General features: G+C 66.7%; 22 protein-coding genes, 1 tRNA gene and 1 pseudogene. 12 read left to right on the top strand and 12 right to left on the bottom strand.

Annotated features, from left to right (window positions below):
- The 8 genes from fliP to QZ847_RS11615 all read left to right on the top strand — a co-directional run.
- Nucleotides 1-527, top strand: a 527-nt coding sequence (fliP, locus tag QZ847_RS11650; protein WP_294356657.1) for a flagellar type III secretion system pore protein FliP, incomplete at its 5' end; no start/stop codon positions are given.
- A gap of 44 nt (nt 528-571) precedes the next feature.
- Nucleotides 572-853 (top strand): flagellar biosynthesis protein FliQ, encoded by a 282-nt coding sequence (gene fliQ, locus QZ847_RS11645; RefSeq protein ID WP_019517519.1) that lies wholly within the window; start codon nt 572-574, stop codon nt 851-853.
- A 205-nt stretch (nt 854-1058) separates the two neighbouring features.
- Nucleotides 1059-1832 carry a flagellar biosynthetic protein FliR gene (gene fliR / locus QZ847_RS11640; protein WP_294356655.1) on the top strand — a complete coding sequence of 258 codons (774 nt, stop codon included), beginning with the start codon at nt 1059-1061 and terminating at the stop codon, nt 1830-1832.
- The gene (locus QZ847_RS11635; protein WP_294356653.1) at nt 1832-2956 is read left to right on the top strand and encodes a flagellar biosynthesis protein FlhB; all 1125 of its coding nucleotides are present in this window, start codon (nt 1832-1834) and stop codon (nt 2954-2956) included. The genes fliR and QZ847_RS11635 overlap by 1 nt, the downstream gene beginning before the upstream one ends.
- A gap of 36 nt (nt 2957-2992) precedes the next feature.
- Nucleotides 2993-4537: a flagellar filament capping protein FliD gene (gene fliD, locus QZ847_RS11630; protein ID WP_294356651.1), complete on the top strand. Its 1545-nt coding sequence runs from the start codon at nt 2993-2995 to the stop codon at nt 4535-4537.
- A gap of 1 nt (nt 4538) precedes the next feature.
- Nucleotides 4539-4937 (top strand): flagellar export chaperone FliS, encoded by a 399-nt coding sequence (gene fliS, locus QZ847_RS11625; protein WP_294356649.1) that lies wholly within the window; start codon nt 4539-4541, stop codon nt 4935-4937.
- A 151-nt stretch (nt 4938-5088) separates the two neighbouring features.
- Nucleotides 5089-5991, top strand: a complete 903-nt coding sequence (locus tag QZ847_RS11620; RefSeq protein ID WP_294356648.1) for a YihY/virulence factor BrkB family protein — start codon at nt 5089-5091, stop codon at nt 5989-5991.
- Nucleotides 5988-7001, top strand: a complete 1014-nt coding sequence (locus tag QZ847_RS11615) for an AI-2E family transporter (protein ID WP_294191322.1) — start codon at nt 5988-5990, stop codon at nt 6999-7001. The genes QZ847_RS11620 and QZ847_RS11615 overlap by 4 nt, the downstream gene beginning before the upstream one ends.
- A gap of 9 nt (nt 7002-7010) precedes the next feature.
- On the opposite strand, the gene QZ847_RS11610 is transcribed toward QZ847_RS11615, so the two are convergent.
- From QZ847_RS11610 to argH, 5 genes are read right to left on the bottom strand one after another with little or no spacing between them, the layout of a single operon-like run.
- Nucleotides 7011-7991, bottom strand: a complete 981-nt coding sequence (locus QZ847_RS11610; RefSeq protein WP_294356646.1) for a CorA family divalent cation transporter — start codon at nt 7989-7991, stop codon at nt 7011-7013.
- Nucleotides 7988-8758, bottom strand: coding sequence for an NAD(P)-dependent oxidoreductase (locus tag QZ847_RS11605; RefSeq protein WP_294356644.1), 771 nt, complete (start codon nt 8756-8758; stop codon nt 7988-7990). Before QZ847_RS11605 ends, QZ847_RS11610 begins: the two co-directional genes overlap by 4 nt.
- Nucleotides 8759-8774: 16 nt before the next feature.
- Nucleotides 8775-10031, bottom strand: coding sequence for a diaminopimelate decarboxylase (gene lysA, locus QZ847_RS11600; protein WP_294356642.1), 1257 nt, complete (start codon nt 10029-10031; stop codon nt 8775-8777).
- Nucleotides 10028-10264 carry a hypothetical protein gene (locus QZ847_RS11595; protein WP_294356639.1) on the bottom strand — a complete coding sequence of 79 codons (237 nt, stop codon included), beginning with the start codon at nt 10262-10264 and terminating at the stop codon, nt 10028-10030. The genes lysA and QZ847_RS11595 overlap by 4 nt, the downstream gene beginning before the upstream one ends.
- Entirely contained in the window at nt 10261-11628 is a 1368-nt protein-coding gene (gene argH / locus QZ847_RS11590) for an argininosuccinate lyase (RefSeq protein ID WP_294356661.1), read from the bottom strand. The genes QZ847_RS11595 and argH overlap by 4 nt, the downstream gene beginning before the upstream one ends.
- A 16-nt stretch (nt 11629-11644) precedes the next feature.
- On the opposite strand from argH, the gene QZ847_RS11585 reads away from it, so the two are divergent.
- The gene (locus tag QZ847_RS11585) at nt 11645-12247 is read left to right on the top strand and encodes a TlpA disulfide reductase family protein (protein WP_294356636.1); all 603 of its coding nucleotides are present in this window, start codon (nt 11645-11647) and stop codon (nt 12245-12247) included.
- A gap of 33 nt (nt 12248-12280) precedes the next feature.
- On the opposite strand, the gene QZ847_RS11580 is transcribed toward QZ847_RS11585, so the two are convergent.
- The 6 genes from QZ847_RS11580 to QZ847_RS11555 form a co-directional block, all read right to left on the bottom strand.
- The gene (locus QZ847_RS11580) at nt 12281-12691 is read right to left on the bottom strand and encodes a hypothetical protein (RefSeq protein WP_294191315.1); all 411 of its coding nucleotides are present in this window, start codon (nt 12689-12691) and stop codon (nt 12281-12283) included.
- An 81-nt stretch (nt 12692-12772) separates the two neighbouring features.
- Nucleotides 12773-13489 (bottom strand): Crp/Fnr family transcriptional regulator, encoded by a 717-nt coding sequence (locus QZ847_RS11575; protein WP_294356633.1) that lies wholly within the window; start codon nt 13487-13489, stop codon nt 12773-12775.
- The gene (locus QZ847_RS11570) at nt 13486-13821 is read right to left on the bottom strand and encodes a hypothetical protein (protein WP_294356630.1); all 336 of its coding nucleotides are present in this window, start codon (nt 13819-13821) and stop codon (nt 13486-13488) included. The genes QZ847_RS11575 and QZ847_RS11570 overlap by 4 nt, the downstream gene beginning before the upstream one ends.
- On the bottom strand, nt 13821-15878 hold the full coding sequence (locus QZ847_RS11565) for a PAS domain-containing protein (protein ID WP_294356628.1): 2058 nt from the start codon (nt 15876-15878) through the stop codon (nt 13821-13823). Before QZ847_RS11565 ends, QZ847_RS11570 begins: the two co-directional genes overlap by 1 nt.
- Nucleotides 15879-16033: 155 nt before the next feature.
- Complete coding sequence (locus tag QZ847_RS11560) at nt 16034-16735, bottom strand: RlmE family RNA methyltransferase (RefSeq protein ID WP_294356626.1); 702 nt, start codon at nt 16733-16735, stop codon at nt 16034-16036.
- Between the two features lie 4 nt (nt 16736-16739).
- Nucleotides 16740-17777: a Ppx/GppA phosphatase family protein gene (locus tag QZ847_RS11555; protein WP_294356658.1), complete on the bottom strand. Its 1038-nt coding sequence runs from the start codon at nt 17775-17777 to the stop codon at nt 16740-16742.
- Nucleotides 17778-17936: 159 nt separating this feature from the next.
- Here QZ847_RS11555 and QZ847_RS11550 point away from each other — a divergent pair.
- The 3 genes from QZ847_RS11550 to QZ847_RS11540 all read left to right on the top strand — a co-directional run bounded on the left by QZ847_RS11550 (nt 17937) and on the right by QZ847_RS11540 (nt 19718).
- Nucleotides 17937-18010: transfer RNA gene (locus QZ847_RS11550), tRNA-Gln, on the top strand.
- A gap of 689 nt (nt 18011-18699) precedes the next feature.
- Nucleotides 18700-19017, top strand: a complete 318-nt coding sequence (locus tag QZ847_RS11545; protein ID WP_294356624.1) for a hypothetical protein — start codon at nt 18700-18702, stop codon at nt 19015-19017.
- On the top strand, nt 19014-19718 hold the full coding sequence (locus QZ847_RS11540; protein WP_294356622.1) for a hypothetical protein: 705 nt from the start codon (nt 19014-19016) through the stop codon (nt 19716-19718). Before QZ847_RS11545 ends, QZ847_RS11540 begins: the two co-directional genes overlap by 4 nt.
- Before the next feature lie 486 nt (nt 19719-20204).
- Here the strand turns inward: QZ847_RS11540 and QZ847_RS11535 are convergent.
- Nucleotides 20205-20311: pseudogene (locus QZ847_RS11535) on the bottom strand (IS5/IS1182 family transposase); the annotation flags it as partial.

The following is a 20311-nucleotide window of genomic DNA, read 5'->3' as shown; positions in this document are numbered from 1 at the left end:
TGTCGATCTTGCGCCAGGCGATGGGATTGCAGCAGACGCCGCCCAATCAGGTGCTGATCGGGCTGTCACTGTTCCTCAGCTTCTTCGTGATGGCGCCGGTGGTGAACCAGATCAACACGACCGCGATCCAGCCCTATGCCGCGGGTCGGTTGAACGGCACGCAGCTGATCTCGACCGCGGGCGCACCGCTGCATGATTTCATGGCCAAGCAGACGCGGGTCAAGGACGTGACGATGTTCGCCGAGATGGCGAAGTCGGGGCCTTACGCTAGCCCGCGCGACATCCCCTACTCGGTGCTGCTCCCTGCGTTCGTGACCAGCGAATTGAAGACCGCGTTCCAGATCGGCTTCCTCGTCTTCCTGCCCTTCATCGTCATCGACTTGGTGGTGGCGACGGTGTTGATGGCGCTGGGCATGATGATGCTGTCGCCGACGATCATCTCGTTGCCATTTAAGCTGCTGCTGTTCGTGCTGGTCGACGGCTGGGCGCTGACGATGGGCAGCCTCGCCAACTCGTTCGCGACCTGACGCGCACCCTTCCTCAACCTGACACTCTTCTCGGAACACACCCGATGCAGCCCCTCGCCGACGCCGATTACTTCCTGACCGTCGCCAACCAGACGATGTGGGTGCTCGCCCTCGCCGCCGCGCCGATTCTGATCCCGGCGCTATTGTCGGGGCTGATCCTCGGCATGGTGCAGGCGGCGACCTCGATCCAGGAACAGACCTTGTCGTTCGTGCCCAAGCTGATCGTGGTCGCGGTATCGATCATGATCTTCGGTGCGATGATCCTGGGATTGCTGAGCGATTTCACGACCGAGATCTTTGCACGTATTCCGGATCTGGTGCGGTGAAGCGCCAGCGCGGCTACGTCCGCGCGTCCGGCGCAAACCCGGCCGGCGAAGCGCAGCTTCCGACCGACGGCGCGGCTTTGCCGCGGCGCTTGCCACGTGATCCAGCCACGCCGCGGCAGAGCCGCGCCGTCGGACAAGCACTTCGCGCCTGCCGGCCGCGCTTGGTTGCGTGGGCTGCGGCACGCAGCCTCTCGCACCCTGCGCGATGCTAGGTTTCGGTCTCGCCATTGAACCGCAGCTATGGGCGCTGCTGTTCGTCATGGTGCGCGTCGGCGCAGCTTTGATCGCCGCGCCCGTGTTCGGCAACGTGTCGGTTCCCCTGCCCGTTCGCGTCGCACTGTCGGGGGCGATCGCGGTGCTGGTGCTCGGCACCAACGCGATCCAGCCGCCGGCGGAAATCTTCACGCTCACCACCATCCTGTCGGTCGTCGCCGAGGCGCTGGTCGGGCTCGCGCTCGGCTTCGTCCTCCAGATCGCGTTCGCAGCACCACTGATCGCGGGTGAGATTATCGGCGGCGCGATGGGGATCGGTTTCGCCAACATGATCGATCCGAATTCTGGGCGATCTTCGCCTGCGATCGGCCAGTTCCTGTCGATCATGCTGACGCTCCTGTTCCTGTCGCTCGACGGGCATCTGGTGCTCGTCGACATGGTCGTGCGCAGCTACCGCGCGCTGCCGCCGGGTGCGGCGTGGCTGGCGGCGGGGCAGATGCGCGACATCGCGCTGTTCGGCGGCTACGCCTTTCTCGCCGGACTGCTGCTGGCGCTGCCGGTCGGCTTTTTGCTGCTGTGCCTCAACCTCGTCATGGGAATGCTGTCGCGCTCGGCGCCCGCGCTCAACCTGTTCGCGATCGGCCTGCCCGCCAGCCTCGCGGTCGGGGTCGTCTCGATCGCGATCGCGTTCCCGGCGATGGGCGATTACCTGCAGGTGATCGTGCGTGAAGCGCTTGCCGCTGCGCAGAGCCTGGTGCTCGCCTGATGTCGGAGGGTGGCGACAAGACAGAAGCCCCAACCGCCAAGCGCAAGAAGGACGCGCGCGAGAAGGGCGACGTCCTCAAGTCGAAGGACCTCGCCACTGCGCTCGTCGTGCTGGCCGGTGTCGCGTGGATGATCTTCTTCGGCCCCCAGCTGATCGCGGCGTGCAAGGCGGTGATGGCGGCGAGCTTCACCTTCGATCGTGGCGACGTGGAGGATTTCCAGCCGTGGCGCCCGCTGGTGCAGGCAGGGTGGCGGCTCGCCCCCGCGCTCGGCACATTATTCGCGATCACGATGGCGGCGGCGGTGGTCAGCCAGGCCGCGCTCGGCAGCCTGTCGTTCAACGCCTCGGTGCTCGCCCCCAAGGGCGGGCGGCTCAACCCGGCATCGGGGCTGAAGCGCATCTTCGGGATGAACGGCTGGACCGAGCTCGGCAAGTCGCTGCTCAAGGTCATCCTGCTCGGCAGCATCGGCGCGTACATGCTGTGGGGCGTGTCGAAGTCGAGCTTCGGGCTTGCTTACTCCAACATCAATCAGGCGATCTCGTCGCTGGGATCGACGCTGACCGGCGTGCTGCTGGTGATGGCGATGGGACTGGTCGGGATCGCGATGCTCGATGTGCCGCTGCAGATCATCCAGCTGCTCGGTAAGCTCCGCATGACCAAGCAGGAGGTCAAGGACGAGCACAAGGAGAGCGAGGGCAACGCCGAGATGAAGGGGCATCAGCGCGCGCAGGCGCGGGCGATGCTGTCGGGAGGCGTGCGCAAGGCGGTGGGCGAGGCACACGTCGTGCTGACCAACCCGACCCACTTCGCGGTTGCACTCCGCTACGATCGCGGGCGCGATCAGGTGCCGGTGGTGGTCGCCAAGGGCCGGGGTGCGACCGCGCTGGCGATCCGCGAGCTGGCGGGCGAGCGGGGCTTGCAGGTGCTCGAATATCCCGCACTCGCGCGCGCGGTCTATTACACCAGCCGCGAGGGTCAGGAGGTGCGCGACGATCTGTATCTCGCGATCGCGACCGTGCTGGCGTTCGTGTTCGGGGTCAATGCGGCCGCAGGCGGTACGCCGCCGCCGATCGACGTGCCCGATACCGCGCGCTTCGACGAGAACGGCATCCAGCAACGCTAAAGAACGCGGCCGCGCGGTCGTTTCATCAGAACAGCCATGACCACGACAACCAGCGCCACGAGCGGCACGACGCCCACGCCGACGCCCACTGCGACGAAGTCGACGGCGAATGTCGTGACCTCGGCGACCAATTCGCTGCTGACGTCGCTGGGGACGGGATCGGGCGTCGATACGACCAGCCTCGTCACCTCGCTGGTCGAGGCGCAGTTCGCGGCCAAGAAGGGGCAGTTGTCGAGCAAGCTCGACACGATCACGTCGCAGATCTCGGCCGTGTCGACGCTGAAGAGCAACATCACCGATTTCACCAAGGCGCTGGAAACGCTGGTGAAGAGCGGAACACTCGCGTCGCAACCGGTTGTGTCGAACATGGGCGTGCTGTCTGCGACCGCGCTGACGGGTGCGAAGCTGTCGGGCCTCAATTCGACGATCAAGGTCAACCAGCTCGCCACGGCGCAGACCGCGGTCAGTGCGAAGGTGCAGACGCCGGGTACGAGCCAGTTCGGCAAGGGCGTGCTGACGCTCAAGATCGGCACAATCGTGACTGCCGAAGATGGTACGCAGTCAATCAAAGGTACTGATGCCGACGGCGACGCAAAGGACGACACCTTCCCGATCAAGATCGACAGCAGCAACAACACGCTGTCCGGGATCGCAGCGGCGATCAACGCGACGAAGTCTGGCGTCACCGCGTCGATCGTGACCGATGCCGATGGTGGAGCCTATCTCTCGCTGAAGGGTGCGACGGGAGCAGCACAGGCCTTCTCTCTCTCGGCCGACACACCCGAGCTCAAGCGATTTTCAGTTGATCCTCTCGCGGCGCCTCCCACTGCCTCCGACTCTTCTTCCAAGCCCATGTCGATCTCAAGTGCGGCGCAGAACGCGCAGCTGACGATGGATGGCGTACCGGTCGAGCGCGCGACCAACGAGATCAGCGACCTGATCGCGGGCGCGAAGCTCAACCTCTCGTCTGTCGGCACGACGACGTTGACGTCGAGCCGTCCGACGACCGCGATCACCAACGCGGTCAGCGACTTCGTCGAGACCTACAATGGCATCGTGCAGACGATCAAGGATCAGACCGACCCGATCACGGGCGTGCTGCGCGCCGATCCGGCGGCGAAGAACCTGCTGCGCTCGCTGCAGGGGCTGACCAGCAAGGTGTTGAGCGACACGGCCATTCCCGGCGCGCCCAACACGCTTGCCGCCATCGGGGTACGCACAACACGCCAGGGCCTGCTGGAGATCGACGACGCGACGCTGACCTCGGTGATGACCAAGAATCCCGATGCGGTCGAGTCGATCTTCTCCTACGGCGGGTCGAGCGGGCTGTACGCGGCGATGCAGTCGCTGCAGTTCAACGCGACCAGCTCGATCTACGGCCTCGGCGCGTCGAACACCAATTACCTGAAATCGCGCGCAACCGTGACTGATGCGCAGGACAAGCTGACCGATCAGGCGGCTTCGATGACGACGCGGCTGACGCAGCAATTCTCGAGCATGAACGCGAAGGTGTCGGCGTATAAGTCGACCCAGTCGTTCATGCAGCAGCAGATCGATCAATGGTCGAAGTCGAAGGACTGACATGGCCTATGCATCCGCCATGCTGCGCGATCCGGCGCGCACGTACCGCGAGATCGACCTTGCCGGCCGCACTGCGGTCGCGGACGGCCCGGCGCTCGTCCAGTTGCTGTACGAGGAACTGATCGCCGCGCTGCGCACCTCCGCCTGGGCGGCGGAGAACGGGCGCTATGCGGTCAAGAGCGAGCGCGTGACCCGCGCCACCGCGATCCTGTTCGCGCTGGAGAACGGGCTGGATTTCGAACGTGGCGGCGAGGTGTCGGCGACGCTCGCGCGGCTCTACGCCGGGGCACGCCGCCGCGTCGTCGATGCGAGCATCGGCAATTCGGGTGCCCCGTTTCGTCACGTCGCGGACGAACTGGACGAGATCGCGCAGGCGTGGAAACAGGCGCGCGCCGCCTGATCGGGTCTCACATTGCATCGGTGATGCGCACGGGAACCGCGGAGCCTCGTCGCGCGGTTAGCGCGGAGAGATGCGACCCCGATGACAAACAACGTGCCGCGCGACGTGAACCGGAAGCCTGACCGCTGCTCGTCCGGCAACCGGGAGGCGCATGGAAGCGACCATCGCTGAGCTCCCCGCGCTCCGCCGCGTGCGCGATCACATCGCGATGCGTGTGGCCGCGCACTGGATCGTCATCGCGGCGCGCACCGTCCGCAGTGCGGTGCGCGACGATTTCGGTATCGCGGCGAGTTCGATCGCCTTTGCGGCGTTTCTCGCACTCGTTCCGCTGATCGGACTGATTGCGGCGACTTATGGGCTGTTCGTGTCGCAAGCGATGGTTGCCGCGAATCTGGCGCAGTTGACCGCGATCCTGCCGCCCGACGCGCAGCGGATCGTGGTGCGTAGCCTGCACGTCTCCCCGGTGCTCGATCAGCGCGGGGTCGTGACGCTGGTCGCATCGCTCGGCGTCGCGTTGTTCAGTGCGCGGCGTGCGGGGCGTTCGATGCTGCACGGCATCAATCTGGCTTACTGGAACGAGCGCGAGCGGCGCGGATGGCGGCGACAAATCGTGTCGACGCTGCTGGTGCTCGGCTGCGCGGGCGTCGTGCTGACCGCGCTCGTCTCGCTCTCCGTCCTCGCATTGTTGCAGAGCTACGTTCCCGACGGCCTGCCGGGCGCGCAATTGGTGTCGACCGTGATCCTTTTCGGGTCGCTGACGCTGGGGGCGGGCGGCGCGCTGATCCTGATCTATCGCTATGCCGCGGCTTCGGGACCGGTGCCGTGGCGACGCGCGCTGCCCGGCACGATCGCGGGCGTGGCGATGTGGCTGACGGCGACGCTCGCGTTCCGCAGCTATGTCGCGTACGTCGCGCGGTTCGACAACACCTACGGCTCGCTGTCGGCGGTAGCGGTGCTGATGCTGTGGTTGCTGGTGTCCGCGTGGACGCTGCTGCTGGGCGCGCGATTGAACGCCGAGGCGATCCGCGCACGAGAGGGGACAAAACGGACATGAGCGACCTTGCGACACAGAACCGGTATCGCAACCGGCTGCTCAGCATCATCACCGCGATCCTGCTGATCGCCGCGCTGCGCGGCGCGTTCGCGGTGGTGATGCCGGTCGCCTTCGCCGCGATTATCGTCGCCGCCTTGTGGCCGCTCAAGCACTGGCTGGTGAAGTTCATGCCCTCGTGGCTCGCCTATACGCTGACGATGCTGGCGCTGGTCGGCATTCTGGGCGCGTTCGCGGCCGCGGTGTACCTGTCGATCGGGCAGGTGTTCACGGCGCTGTCGTCGCAGTGGAGCACGCTCGAGGGGGCCTATGCGCGGATGGCGCGCGCGGCGTCGGAGCACGGCGTGCCCTTGAACGGCACGATCGATCGACAGCGGATCATGGGCGTGCTGCAGATGCTGGCGAGCGGGGTGTATGCGTTCGTCACCTATGTCGGGTTCATCGGCATCGTCGTGGTGCTCGGCCTGCCCGAGGTACCGCGGCTCAGGCGCAAGCTGTACGAGATGTTCGACGGTCACGCGCGGCGCGACATGCTGGAGGTGGGCGAGGAGATTTCGCGCCAGATCCGCCGCTATCTGGGCACCACGCTCGCGACCAGCATCCTGACCGGCGTCGCGTCCGCGGCCTGGTCGTGGATGACCGGGCTGGAACTCGCGCTGGTCTGGGGTATCCTCAACTTCCTGCTCAATTTCGTGCCGGTGATCGGCAACATCGTCGGGATCGTGCCGCCGGTGATCTTCGCGTTCATCCAGTTTGGCGGATGGCAGATGCCCGCGCTCGTCTTCGCCGGGTTCGTGGTGCTGCAGCTGACGATCAGCAACGTCGTCTACCCGATCCTGCAGGGCAAGCAGCTGTCGCTCTCCCCGCTGGCGATCATCGTCGCGATGACGTTCTGGAGCTGGGTGTGGGGGATTGCGGGAGCGCTGATCGCGGTGCCGCTGACCGCGGCGATCGCGATCGTGTGCAGCCAGTTCGAGCGCAGCCGCTGGATCGCGAAGCTGCTATCGTCGTGAGCCCGCGGATCACTCCGCGCCGGTGCCGCGCCCGATCCAGCGGTGACGCACGAAGAACAGCGTCGTGCTGACCGCGATCAGCACGCATAGCCCGACGATCGCGTCAAAGGCCCAGGGCTCGTGCGCGAACCACAGCCCGTCGACGTTCATGCCGTATAACCCGGTGATAAAGGTCAGCGGCAGGAACACCATTGCCGCGATCGCGATCACCAGGCTGCGCGAATCGAGCTGCTCGGCGCGCAGGTCGGTCAGCGCCTCGTGCACCACGCTGGCGCGCTCGCGGATCGCCTCGACCTCCTCCGCCATGCGCGCGGCGCGATCGGCGGCGGCGGACAGATGCGCGCGGTCGTCGTCGCCCAGCCAGTCGCCCGGCAGCGTGGCGAGGCGTTCGAGCGCGATCCGCTGCGGGTTGAGAAACCGCCGGTAATTGATCGCCTCCGAGCGGACGCGCGTGACGCCGCGGCGCAACGCGAAGATGCGTTTCACATCAAGCTTCTGCTCGCAATCGTCGAGCCAGTCGCCCAGGTCGGCGACGACGGGATCGAGGTCCTCGGTGATCTCGGTCGCGAAGGCGGTCAGCAGGTCGCCGGGGTCGCGGATCGCGCCGGTCTTCACCTCCTCGATCACCGCGTCGAGCGCAACGAGCTTCTTGCGCGTGACCGAGACGACGCGCCCCTTCGCCGCCCAGATGCGGATCGAGGCGAGCATGTCGGAGGATTCGATCTCCTCGTCGGTGCGGCCGCGCAGGTTGAGGAAGGCCCCCCCATCTGCTGCGCCGCCCATCTTCTCGCAGCGCGGGCGCGTCTCGTTCGCGGTCAGTGCGTCAACGGTGAATGGCTCAAGCCTGGCCTTGTCGCGCAGCCACGCCTGCGCATGCTCGGCGGTGGTGGCGAGGTGAACCCAGACGAACGGCGCGCCGCAACCGAGCGCCTGATCGATCGCCACCGGCTCTGCATGGCCGTCATTGATGCGATAGGCAAAGCCGGTCATTCCGGCACTCCAGCAAGCGATACGTCGACGGTCAGGCCTTCCCAGCTTTCGTGTACCGCAACCCCGGTCTGTTCGCGGACCGCATCGGCGCGGGCGCGGTCGAGCACGGCGCTCGGCACCTCTGCACGGTGGGTGACCCGGTCCGCCTGCGCCAGCCAGCGTGCCTCGCGCAGGGTGAGGTCGTCGGGATCAACCGAGCGCAACCGGATTTGCTCGACGCGCGGTGCTGCACCAGCGGCGATCCGGTCGGCCACATTCGTATCGTCTTGGTCGCGCATCGGGTCGAGCGCGCCACCCGGTGCCAGCGCCGCCCCGATCGCACGCCGCCGCGCCGCCGTCTCGGGAAAGCGCGCGCGCAAGGCTCCGCGCGCAGCGTGCAGCGCTTCTGCCAATCGGCCGAGCCGCGCGGGCAGGATCGCCTCCAGCCGCTGGCGCACCGCAGCGGCGAGCCCCGCCGACACGCCGCCGGTACCGACCGCGACCAGCACCGGTGCGCGGTCGACGATCGCGGGTAGCGTGAAATCGCACAGCTCGGGTCGGTCGACGACGTTGACGAGCAGGCCGCGCTGCTTGAGCCGGTGCGCGGCGGGTTCGTCGTCGGCGACGACCGCCAGTCGCGCCTCGTCCGCACGATCCTCTCCCACGATTACCGCGCCGGCGCGTTCGAGCAGACGGCGCTTGGCGTCGGCGGCTTCACCCTCGCCCACCAGCACGACCGCGCGGCCGGACAGGCGAACGAAGATCGGCAGCGCGGGCCAGTCGCTCACCCAAACGCTCCGAAGATCACAGCCATTCCGGCACGCGCTCGGCGGCCAGGATCGTCTCAGCGGCGATGCGATCGGCAACCACGGCGTAGCGGTCGCCGTCGACCAACACCTCGGGCACGAGCGCGCGGCTGTTGTAGGTCGACGCCATCGTCGCGCCGTACGCGCCTGCGCTGTGGAAGACAGCGAGATCGCCGCTCGCGACGCGGTCGATCTCGCGCGCCATCGCGAAGGTGTCGCCGGTCTCGCACACCGGCCCGGCGATATTGGCGGTCATGCGCTCGCCTGACGGAGTGACCGCCGCGAAGTCGTGCCACGCGTCGTAGAGCGCGGGGCGCGCGAGGTCGTTCATCGCCGCGTCGACGATGACATAGGGGTTCACCACGCCGGGCTTGACCCAGATGACGCGCGTCAGCAGCACGCCCGCGTTTGCCGCGATGACGCGGCCGGGTTCGAACATCAGCTCGACATCCCAGCCGCGCGTGACCCGCTCCACCATCGCGCCGTAATCGGCCGGCGGCGTCGGGCGATCGTCGGCCTTGTAGGCGACGCCCAAGCCGCCGCCGAGGTCGACTCGCGTGATGCGGTGGCCGGCGGCGCGCAGCTCGTCGACCAGCGCCTTGACGCGCATGTACGCCGCTTCGAGCGGGGCGAGATCGAACAGCTGGCTGCCGATGTGGATCGCGACGCCTTGGAGGTCGAGCCCGGGCAGCGCCGACAGCCGCGCGAACATCGCCGCGGCCTGGTCGATCGGCACGCCGAATTTGTTCTCCTTGCGGCCCGTCGAAATCTTGGCGTGCGTGCCCGCGTCCACGTCCGGGTTGACGCGCAGCACCGCGCGCGCGGTTGTCCCGCGTTCGGCGGCGAGGCGGGCGAGCACGACGCCCTCCTCCTCCAGCTCGATGTTGAACTGCCCGATCCCGGCATCCAACCCGCGCGTCAGCTCGGCCGGCGTCTTGCCGACGCCCGAGAAGACGATGTCGGCGGCGGGCATGCCGGCCGCCAGCGCGCGCGCCATCTCGCCGCCCGAGACGACGTCCGCGCCATAGCCTTCGGCGGCGAGCAGGCGCAGCACCGCGATATTCGGATTGGCCTTGATCGCGTAAGCCAGGTGCTTGCGCGCCACCCCCGACAATGCACCGCGAAAGTTGCGCGCATGGTCACGAAACGCCGCCGCGGAATAGACGTAGACGGGCGAGCCGACCTCGTCTGCGATGCGCGATAAGGGTACGCCCTCGCACCACAAGGCACCGTTCTGATGATGGAAATGGGTCATTGCGGGGGCAGGTCGAACTCGTCGGGCTTGCGAGGCTTGGACTGGGTCAGCAGCTCGTTGCTGCGGGTCGGGCGTGCCTGCACCGAAGGGGTGAGCAGTTGGTCGATCGTCGGCGTAGCGCTTGCTCCGCGCGGCGCGACGGGCAGTGCGGCACCGGGGGCAGGCTTCAGATCCTGCGTCGAGCCGCACGCGGCAAGCGGCAGCGCGGCGGCGATCAGCAGAACAGCCTTCATGCATTCTCTCCCCGAGCGGCCCGGATCGCCGCGCGCACGTTGGCGGGTGCGGTGCCGCCGAAGCTCGTCCGACTGGCGACCGAGGCGTCGACCGACAGTACGTCGAACACGCGCGCGTCGATGCGGCGGTCGATCGCCTGCAGATCGGCGAGCGGTACGCGGTCGAGCGTGACGCCGAGGCTTTCCGCGCGCGCGACCGCGCGGCCGGTGATGTGGTGCGCTTCGCGGAACGGCACGTCACCCTCGCGCACCAGCCAGTCGGCGAGGTCGGTCGCGGTCGCGAACCCGCTCTCGGCGAGGGCGCGCATCCGGTCGGTGCGGAACGTGACGCTCTCGACCATGCCCGTCATTGCGGCGAGGCACAGGCCCAAGAGGTCGTGCGCCTCGAACACCGGCGGCTTGTCGTCCTGCATGTCCTTTGAGTACGCCAGCGGCAGGCCCTTCATCGTCACCATCAGGCTGACGAGGCAGCCGGTGATCCGCCCGGCATGGCCGCGCACCAGCTCGGCAGCGTCGGGGTTGCGCTTCTGCGGCATGATCGAGCTGCCGGTCGACCATTGGTCGGAGAGGCTGACGAAGCCGAACGGCTGCGACGCCCACAGCACGAACTCCTCGGCCAAACGCGAGAGATGCAGCGCGCACTGGCTCGCCGCCATCAGGTAATCGAGCGCGAAGTCGCGGTCGCTGACCGCGTCGAGCGAGTTGCGCGTCGGCGCGTCGAACCCGAGTGCCGCGGCGGTGGCGTGTCGGTCGAGCGGGAAGCCGGTGCCCGCCAGCGCCGCCGAGCCGAGCGGGCACAGGTTGGCGCGCGCGCGGTTGTCGGCAAAACGGCTCGCGTCGCGCGCGATCATCTCGTGATACGCCATCAGATGATGGCCGAGCGTCACCGGCTGTGCCGATTGCAGGTGGGTGAAGCCGGGCATGACGCTGTCGGCATGCTCCTCGGCGCGCGCGAGCAGTGCGGTGTCGAGTGCAGAGAGCGCAGCGAGCACCTGATCAGTCGCGTCGCGCACCCAGAGTTTGAAATCAGTCGCGACCTGGTCGTTGCGGCTGCGCGCGGTGTGGAGCCGACCGGCGACGGGGCCGATCACGTCGGCGAGCCGCGCCTCGGTTGCCATGTGGATGTCCTCGAGCGCGAGATCGACCGGCACGCCGTCGGCCTCGTAGCCTGCGGCAACCTGGTCGAGCCCGGCGGCGATTGCGGCTGCGTCCTGCGGCGCGACGATACCCTGCGCGCCCAGCATCGCGACATGCGCGCGGCTGCCGGCGATGTCCTGCCGCCACATTCGCTTGTCGAAGGGGATGGAGGCATTTATCTCGCGCATCACGGCCGCCGGCCCTTCGGCGAACCGCCCGCCCCACATCTGATTGGAACCGTTCATGTCAGCGCGCTCGGCGATCGTACTTCTCCTCGGGATCGCGACGACGATCGCGGGTTGCGATAAGCCCGCATCGGGTAACGGGCAAGCGGTGGCGAACCAGACGACGGAGCAGGTCAGCGCGCCAAGCGCCGACGAAGCACCCCCCTCGACCGCGTCGGCGCAAAAGGCGGGAACGGTCGATCGCAGCCACAAGGGCGAGGCGGCACCCGCCGCCGCCTTTGCCAATGCGGCAGGCAAGCCGCTGACGGTCAAGGCGTTCGGCGGCAAGCCGACGCTGGTCAACCTGTGGGCGACATGGTGCGCGCCGTGCGTGAAGGAAATGCCGACGCTTGATGCCGCGGCGAAGGCATCGTCGGGCCGCGTCCGCTTCGTCGCGGTGAGCGAGGATATGGACCCGAAAAAGGCGCGCGCCTTCTTCGCCGATCGTCACCTGTCGGCGATCGAGCCGATGTACGATCCGCAATTGGGGCTCAGCCTGGCGTTGAACGCCAATTTGCCGACCACGATCCTGTACGACAAGCGTGGGCGCGAGGTGTGGCGCGTTACCGGTGAGCGCGACTGGGCAAGCGCCGAATCGCGCGCGTTGCTGAACGAAGCTTAAGGGCTGAACGAGGCCTAAGATCGCCGATGGCGCTCAGCGCCGATCGTCGCGGCGACCGCCGTCGTCGTAGCCGCGATCCTCAACCGGTTCGCGCGGAGCGTCGCGGTCGCGTAGCGAAGCGCCCGCCCCCTGCAGCGCGGCGCCCATGTCGTCGACCGCGCGGTCGCCGTGGCGACGGATCTGGTCGGCGAGGTCGTTCGCCGCTCGGCTGGTCTGGTTCGCCGCCTCGTCGACCGCGCGCGCACCGACCCGGTTCGCCTGACCGCGGATCGCGTCACTCAGATTATCGAGGCTGCCCGATACGTTGGCGGCGGCATCGTTGACGTCATCCGCCATCGCATTGCCGATCCGGTCGGCCTGGCGATCCGCCTGACGGTCGATCTGTTCCTGACAGCCGGCGAGCGCGACGGCACCGATCGCGGCGAGAATGGCGGGCTTGAGCATGACGCGAGAACTCCTTCGTGCCCGCTCAATGGTCGAGCAGCCGAAAGGGTTTCCGCCACCCCGCGCCGTTCGGCCGCCGCGTCAGCCAGCACGGACGAGCAACGGCACGCGGCCGAGCTCGCGCGCCGAGCGCGCCGGATCGCTGAGCGTGATCCGCTTGCCCGTCCACACCAGATCCCCCGCCTTGCGCGCGGCCTGGAGCATGCGGTTGACATGGACCGGGGTCAGACCGAGCGCGTCCGACATGGTTTCCTGCGTCAGCGGCACGTCGAAGCTGTTGTCATGGACGAGTCCGGCGTGATCGAGCCGGTCGCGCAGTTCGAGCAGCAGGTCCATGATCCGTTCCTGCGCGTTCATCCGTCCAAGCCGCGTGATCTGGGCGAGCAGGAACGCCTCGTCGTGCGCGCGGCTGACGGCATAAGCGAGGTCGAGCGCGGCCGATGCGCCGCATGGCGGGGCGGCACAAACGCGCACCGGCGTCAGCGCGACGATCGTCGCGCTCGACAACGGTTGGGCCAAGTCGCTCAATCCCGTGATCTCGCCGGGGAGGAGCAGGCTGACGATCTGCCGCCGTCCGTCGGGCAGGATGCGCACGCGCGCGGCCCAGCCGTCGAGCAGGATGAGCGGCGCCTCGATCGGATTTCCGGCGACAAGAAGCTCCTGACGCGCGCGCAAGGCGTAGGATGTGCGCGCTGCCTCCTCCAGCAGGCGCACTGCCTCGTTGTCGAGCGGCGCGCGCTGCGACAGGCTCAAGCGCGCGGTTGACCGTTCTTCGCTGTTGCGGCGGGCGTTGATCATGTGTTGCCTCCCTGCCCGCCCACTGCGGAAATTGCGTCGGTCGAGATTGCTCGCGAACATAGTCCGATCAAACGCGCCGGTGCGCGGCTACGATCGGGTCGTGTTTTAGGGTCATAACTCAGGTTGGCGCGATGCGGAACCTGCGTTGCGGCGAAGCGATCATCGATCGCCGCCGAGGTGACGGGTGTCGGGTTCATGCCAAAGGCAGATGTTCCACTCACCGTCTGGGCATGCCGTGTTGGCACGGACGCGATCGGGAACTCGATCTCTACCATCTGCGCGCGTGCCTTGGTGAGCCGTCCATTCATGTCACGCATCCGCTCACGCTGCATCACCCGTCTCCTTGCGGCAGCGGCATGCGGATCGAGCAATGCACCCCGCCGCCCTGGAACGACAGGCTGGTCGTCGCGCCGTGCCGTTCGGGCAGCATCTGCTCGATGACCTCGCGCCCGAAGCCGTCGCGAGTGGGGTTGGTCGCCACCGCGGGAACGCCGCGTTCCTGCCATGTGAAATCCAGCGCCCGTGCGCCGCTATGATCCATGTCAAAGCGCCAGCGGATATCGAGCGCGCCGCCGCTGGATTTCAGCGCGCCGAACTTCACCGCGTTCGTGGTCAGCTCATGCACCGCCAGCCCCATCGCCTCGGACAGCGCGAGCGGCAGCGCGACATCCGGGCCGGTGATCGTCACGCGCTCGGCATCGCCCAGTCCGACGCCGATCAACTCGTCGCGCACCAGCGTCTCCAGGTCGGCAACGCCGTCCGGGTGGCGGGTGACGGTCACCTGCGTGCGCGCCAGCGCGTCCAGCCGCCCGCGGAAATGGTCGATCATGTCCGCGCGATCCTCGGTCGCCTCTGCGGTGCGGTTGAACACCGAGCGAATGACCGACAGGATGTTGCGGGCGCGGTGCTGCAATTCCGCCGCGAGCCGGACGTAGCGTTCCTGCATGGTGCGCAGATCATGAACGTCAGTGGAGGTGCCGAGCCACTCGGTGATCTCCCCCGCATCGTCGCGCACCGGGGTCGCGCGGGTTGCGAACCAGCGATACTCGCCGGTCGCGGCGTGAAGGATGCGGCTTTCCATCTCCAACCGCCCGGTCAGCTCCGCCGTCTGCCAGAATGCGCGCGCGGCCGCCCGGTCGCTCGGGTGCACCGCCGCCTCCCAGCCGAACCCCAGGCTATCGCGCGCGCTCAGCCCGGTGAACTCGCTCCACTGCGGGCTCGACCACGTCCACTCGCCGCCGTCGACCGCGCGCCAGACCAGCTGCGGAATACCCTCGATCAGCGCGCGGTGGCGCGCCTCGCTCTCCGCAAGCGCAGCCTCGGCGCGCTTGCCCGCGTCGACGTCGATCGCGAATGCGACCAGCGTTCCGTCGACCAGCTCGCGACCTGCGATCAGCACCCATTTGCGCGTGCCGTCGGGTAGCAGGAACTGCGTCTCGAACGGCCCCATCTTGCCGGTGGCGGCAAAGGCGGTGAAGTGATGCCGGCTTTCCACCGCATGCTCGGGCGCGATCAGCCCAGCCCAACTCAACGTTCCGGCGATCAGTTCTTCGCGCCCTCGCCCAAGCTTCGCCAGCAGGCGGTCGTTCGCCTCGACCAGCACACCGTCGCGGGTCAGCGCCATGATGCCGAACGCGGTATAGTCGAGCAGCCGTTGCAGCTCGTCGGAACCACGCGCGCGCCTGGCACCATCCTCTGACTCCTGTGTTCCCGGTACGGGAGCGGACCCGCCATCGAGCATTGCCGCCAGCTCGGGTGAGCAGCGCTCGATCAGCGCCAGATCGTCGGCGCACGACAGCTCCGGATGCGCCAGCGCCCAGAAATGTTCGGCGCGCACGTAGGACAACAGCGCCACTATCTGCGCGTACCAGGTCGCGCCAATGGCTTCGGTCAGCGCTTCCGCCACCGGCACGGCGGTACGCGGATGGGTGAAGGTGCAGGCGAGCGCGTCGATCAACACGCCCTCGGCTTCCGATCCCACTATCGGCAGCTCGGGCAGATGGTCGTGCGCGCGGATTGCGGCGGTCAACATCTCGACATCGACTTCGCCGAAGAAAGGTCGCGCGAGCAATGCTGCCGCGGATGCGGGCGCGTCGGGAACGACGTGGCGGTCACCGGCAGGGAAACCGTTGCCGGTCAGGCGGCTGAGGTGACGCACCAGGCAGTATCGCACCCCGGCTGCCTGCGACAGGCGCACGAACAGCCGTTCCTTGAACATCGCGGGCAGCGGGTTGTCGAAATAGGCTTCGGCGGCGAAGCGGCACAAGGCGTCGAGCCCGGCCTTGTCGCTAGCGGTGCTGAATCGTGCCGGCGCGATTCCCAGCCGCGCTGCGGCGAGCGCCTCTGCACCGTCCGGCTCCTGACCTTCACTCAGCGTTTCCGGCCTCATACGGCGACCCTCCTCAGCGAGCGGGTTGGGGGTACCGGACGACTGTTCCGGCGCGATTACGCAGATACGCCCGCGTGGATCACTGCGACAAACCGGTTGCAGCGCCGATCAGGACGTAACTTCAACGCCCGAACCGCGCACCGGATGCAAGCGCATCATGCGTCGGCGTTGTCCGACACCTGCTCGACCGCGTCCGCACGTCCCTTGAACCCCTGCGCGATCACGTACCATTCGGACGAATCCTTGCGGCTGGCGGGCGGCTTGGCGTGCTTCACGGTGGTGAAGTTGCGCTTCATCTCAGCAACCAGATCGGCATCGGCGCCGCCCGCGAACACCTTGGCGACATAGGCACCGCCCGGGCGCAGCACGTCGATCGCAAAGGCGAGCCCGGCCTCGACCAGCGCCATCGTGCGAAGGTGATCGGTCTGCTGGTGGCCGACGGTGTTCGCCGCCATGTCGGACAGGACGAGGTCGGCGGCCCCGCCCAGCGCCTCGGTCAATTGATCGGGCGCGGCATCGTCCATGAAGTCCATCTGCAGGATCGTCACGCCGTCGATCGGATCGACGGGCAGCAGGTCGATGCCGACCACGGTCGCGGCGGGGGTGCGGCGCTTCACCACCTGGCTCCATCCGCCCGGCGCGATGCCGAGATCGATGATCTTCTTCTGCCCGCGCAGGAAACCGAACCGCTCGTCGAGCTCGAGCAGCTTGTACGCTGCGCGGCTGCGATACCCCTCCGCCTTGGCCTTGCGGACATAAGGGTCGTTCAGCTGGCGCTCCAGCCAGCGGGTCGACTGCGCGCTGCGCCCGCGCGCGGTGCGGACGCGGGTGCGACCGCCTGATCCTCCTCTCGACATAAACTCAGCGTGCTTCCATCAATCGACGCAGGATGCCCTCGCGAATGCCGCGGTCGGCGATGCCCAGCCGCTCGGCCGGCCACAGATCGAGAATGCCCTCAAGGATCGCGCAGCCCGCCACCACCAGATCGGCGCGCTCGCGCCCGATGCAGGGGAAACGTGCGCGCTCACTGATCGACATGCCGGCGAGATCCTGGCTGATCCGCCGCATCGCCGCAGCCGGCGCGATCAGCCCGTCGACCTTGGCGCGGTCGTACCGCTCCAGCTCGAGATGGACGCTCGCCAGCGTCGTCACGGTGCCGCTGGTGCCGAGCAGTCGTGGGCGCTCACCGGGCGACGGCAAGCGCGCGGCAAAGGGCGCGAAGCTGTCGCGTACCAGCGCGCGCATCCGGGCGTAGCTCGCCGCGCGCTCGGCCGCGCTGTCGCCGCCGCCCGCGCTCTCGGTCAGCGAGACGACGCCCCAGGGCGCGGAATGCCAGTCCTTGACCGTCGGCACGGTGCCGCGCGTGTCGATCAGCACCAGTTCGGTCGAGCCACCGCCGATGTCGAACACCAGCGCGGGGCCCGTGCCGGGTTCGAGCAGCGCGTGGCAGCCGAGCACCGCGAGGCGTGCTTCCTCTTCGGCGGAGATGATGTCGAGGTGGATGCCCGTCTCGTCATAGGCGCGCGCGATGAAGTCGTGCCCGTTCGACGCCCGGCGGCATGCCTCGGTCGCGACCGAGCGCGCCAGCGTCACGTTGCGGCGGCGGAGCTTGTCCGAACAAACCTTCAGCGCCGCAATCGTGCGCTCAATCGCCTCATCCGACAGCTTTCCGGACGAGGCGAGCCCCTCGCCCAGCCGTACGATGCGCGAGAACGCGTCAACGACCGCGAAGCCCTCGCCCTGCGGGCGCGCGATCAGCAGCCGGCAATTGTTGGTGCCAAGGTCGAGCGCGGCGTAATGCCGTGCAAAGCCGCCGCGCGGGTGCGCCGGTTGCTGCCTTGCCGAACGGGCGGGAGCGGAGTCCCGCCGGCGCGGCAATTCGGCGGGAATTTCCACCATTGCCGTCAATCTCACTTTTTTCTTCCGTCACGAAACCGCTCGAACAGCGATCCGCCGGTGCTTGGAACACAGGCTAGCAGCGCTGCTTGAGCACGGCAAGCGGCATGGCAAAATGGGCGTTGACAGTCGCGGAGACCCGGCATAGAGACGCGCCCTCGTTGCCCGATCCTCTAATGGTAAGAGAGCGGACTCTGACTCCGTCAATCAAGGTTCGAGTCCTTGTCGGGCATCCATTTCCCTGAGGCTAAGGCACTGCATCAGCTGTGTTTTTAGCGGGCAGCGTTCTTAGCGTTCCCACACTCGACCCCATAGTGCGTTTCAGACACCAATCCCGAGGGTGGCGGATGTACGACTCAGCGACGATTGAGAGCACACTGGGGAGTGATGCGGCTAATTAGGCGCAAAACAAAAACCGTGGTGGCCGATCGAGCGCGAAGGGCCGAGACTTCGAAACCTCCTACGGTGCCTACCGCATCGCGTTGGCCGCGGCGGAAGCGCATGCGAAGGGGGACGATGGGACCAAGGTCACCTTCCACGATCAGGTGCTCTGCTTTGTGGACGACTTCATCACCGGGCGTGTTACCGGGCGGACCCTTGAGCAGCTGAAAAGCGGGGGAGCGAGCTGGAACACTGGCGACCACCCGTTGTCCGACGACTTCCGGATGCAGCGACTCCTTGATGCGGCCAGCGGGATTACCGCTGCGTACCGGCTGGTGGTAAGCAATGAGGCCCAACGCGCAGCTTTGACGGCATCTCGGCCAGGTGACATCTCTGAAGTAGACGTATTAGCTTTCCCGGAAGGGTTGAGTGACGTCGACCTCATCGCGAAACTCACCGATCTTAGCGACGCGCTTGCAGCGCTTAGCCCAAGGCCGCCTGAGCGCGTCGCACGTGAGCAGGTATGGCCCATGCTGCTTGGTACGTGGATTGGTTCGACAGGCGATCAGACCTTGGAAGCGCTCGTCAACCAGGCAGCGCACGCGCCGGGGGGCGTCGTGGCACCTTTAAAGCCTCCATACGCTATGCCCACGGATGCAAAAAAGTACTCGACAATGTGCCCGGACTTCGATTCTACATACACAAGAACTTTTTCGGCTATGAATGGCGAGATGGCATGCAGCGCGGCGTTGCGGAATACCACTGCCACACCGTCCAGTTCGACTCGTTCGTGCAGGCGCTTGTTAGAGCTGCGCCGACCGACTTTTTCGGCTTTTTCGATGTGCTGAAGGCGCACGTATGAGCACGCGCATTCTATCTCCGTTGGCAGACGCGGCTGGTCTCGACGCGATCAAAGCGCTTGGCCTCTTGGCTAATCTCGAACTCTCGGCTGACGCATATGGCAAGGCCATGCGCGAGGTTGGTCGCGCCCTCGGCCGCTCTTTTGCGCGTCTGAACAGCGTATCCGGGCAAACGGTGTATCTAGCCGTTACCGTCGAAGACGCGGACTACCTGGCAGCGGGTATCGCTGAGGCCCTTCAGCAGGCCCACGCGCTCACCTCGGTGGCTTGCTTCTGGAACACCCGGAAGAAGCCTAGCGGTCTGAAGGGATTGGACATCGCACCGATCGTTAACGAGTACCGTGAACCGATACCGGAGGAGCTTGAGCATCTGATTGTTGTAAAGTCGATCATCTCGGGTGCCTGCGTCGTTAAAACAAACCTGATGCATCTGCTTGAGGACGCTAGCCCCCGGCAGATCCACATTATGGCGCCCGTTATATATAAGGGCGCGGAAGATCGTCTTGCCTCTGAGTTTGAAGATGAAATAGCGAGCAAATTTCAATACTGGCTGCTTGCGACCGATGATGAGAAAGATGAGAGCGGAAATATCGTCCCTGGTATAGGGGGTGAGATATACTCTCGTCTCGGTTTTGCTGGACAGAAAGGCAAGAATGCCCACTATCCAGACTTCATTAAGGAACGCATCTTAGCAAGTGGCTGATGGTTACTATGGCGTAAACAGTGATCTATTCAAAGCGCCCCATATATGCGCTTTCAATCTCATGTGATAACGCGGTGGATGTAGTCTCAGTCTTTCACGTAATCTGAGAATTTGACTTGCGGGTAACTACTGCTGCGCGCCATATCGAGAGCGACGTGGGGGATTGCAAAGCATGCCTACTGCCTGTCCGAAGTGTGGATCGACGAATATTGAGCGCCGGAAGGCGGGAGAGCGGACGGGCGGAGCCATCGGTGGCATTGCGGGTGCTGCTGGTGGTGCCGCTGGCGTAGTCACCGCAGCTGCGACCGCTACGACAGCCGCCGCCGCAGGAGCGGAGGCAGGGGCATCTATCGGCGCAGTTGCTGGGCTTGCCGCAGGACCTGCTGGTGCCGCAGTTGGAGCGGTTGCGGGCGTGGTGATGGGCGGCATCGCCGGGGCGGTTGCGGGCGTCTTAGCCGGCGCCAAGCTAGGGTCAGGACTCGTTGATCACAGCCAGAAGATGACGGTGGCAGCGAGGGCGACGGCAGAGAAGAAGGCGATGGGGCAGCGGTCGTAGCGGGTGGCGACGCGGCGCCAGTCCTTCAGGCGGCCGA

The sequence above is a fragment of the uncultured Sphingomonas sp. genome (genome assembly GCF_913778135.1).
In the GTDB taxonomy this organism is placed as follows: Bacteria; Pseudomonadota; Alphaproteobacteria; order Sphingomonadales; family Sphingomonadaceae; genus Sphingomonas.
The sequence above is the reverse complement of the archived record's forward strand: the minus strand, read 5'-3'. Positions and strand labels throughout refer to the sequence as shown.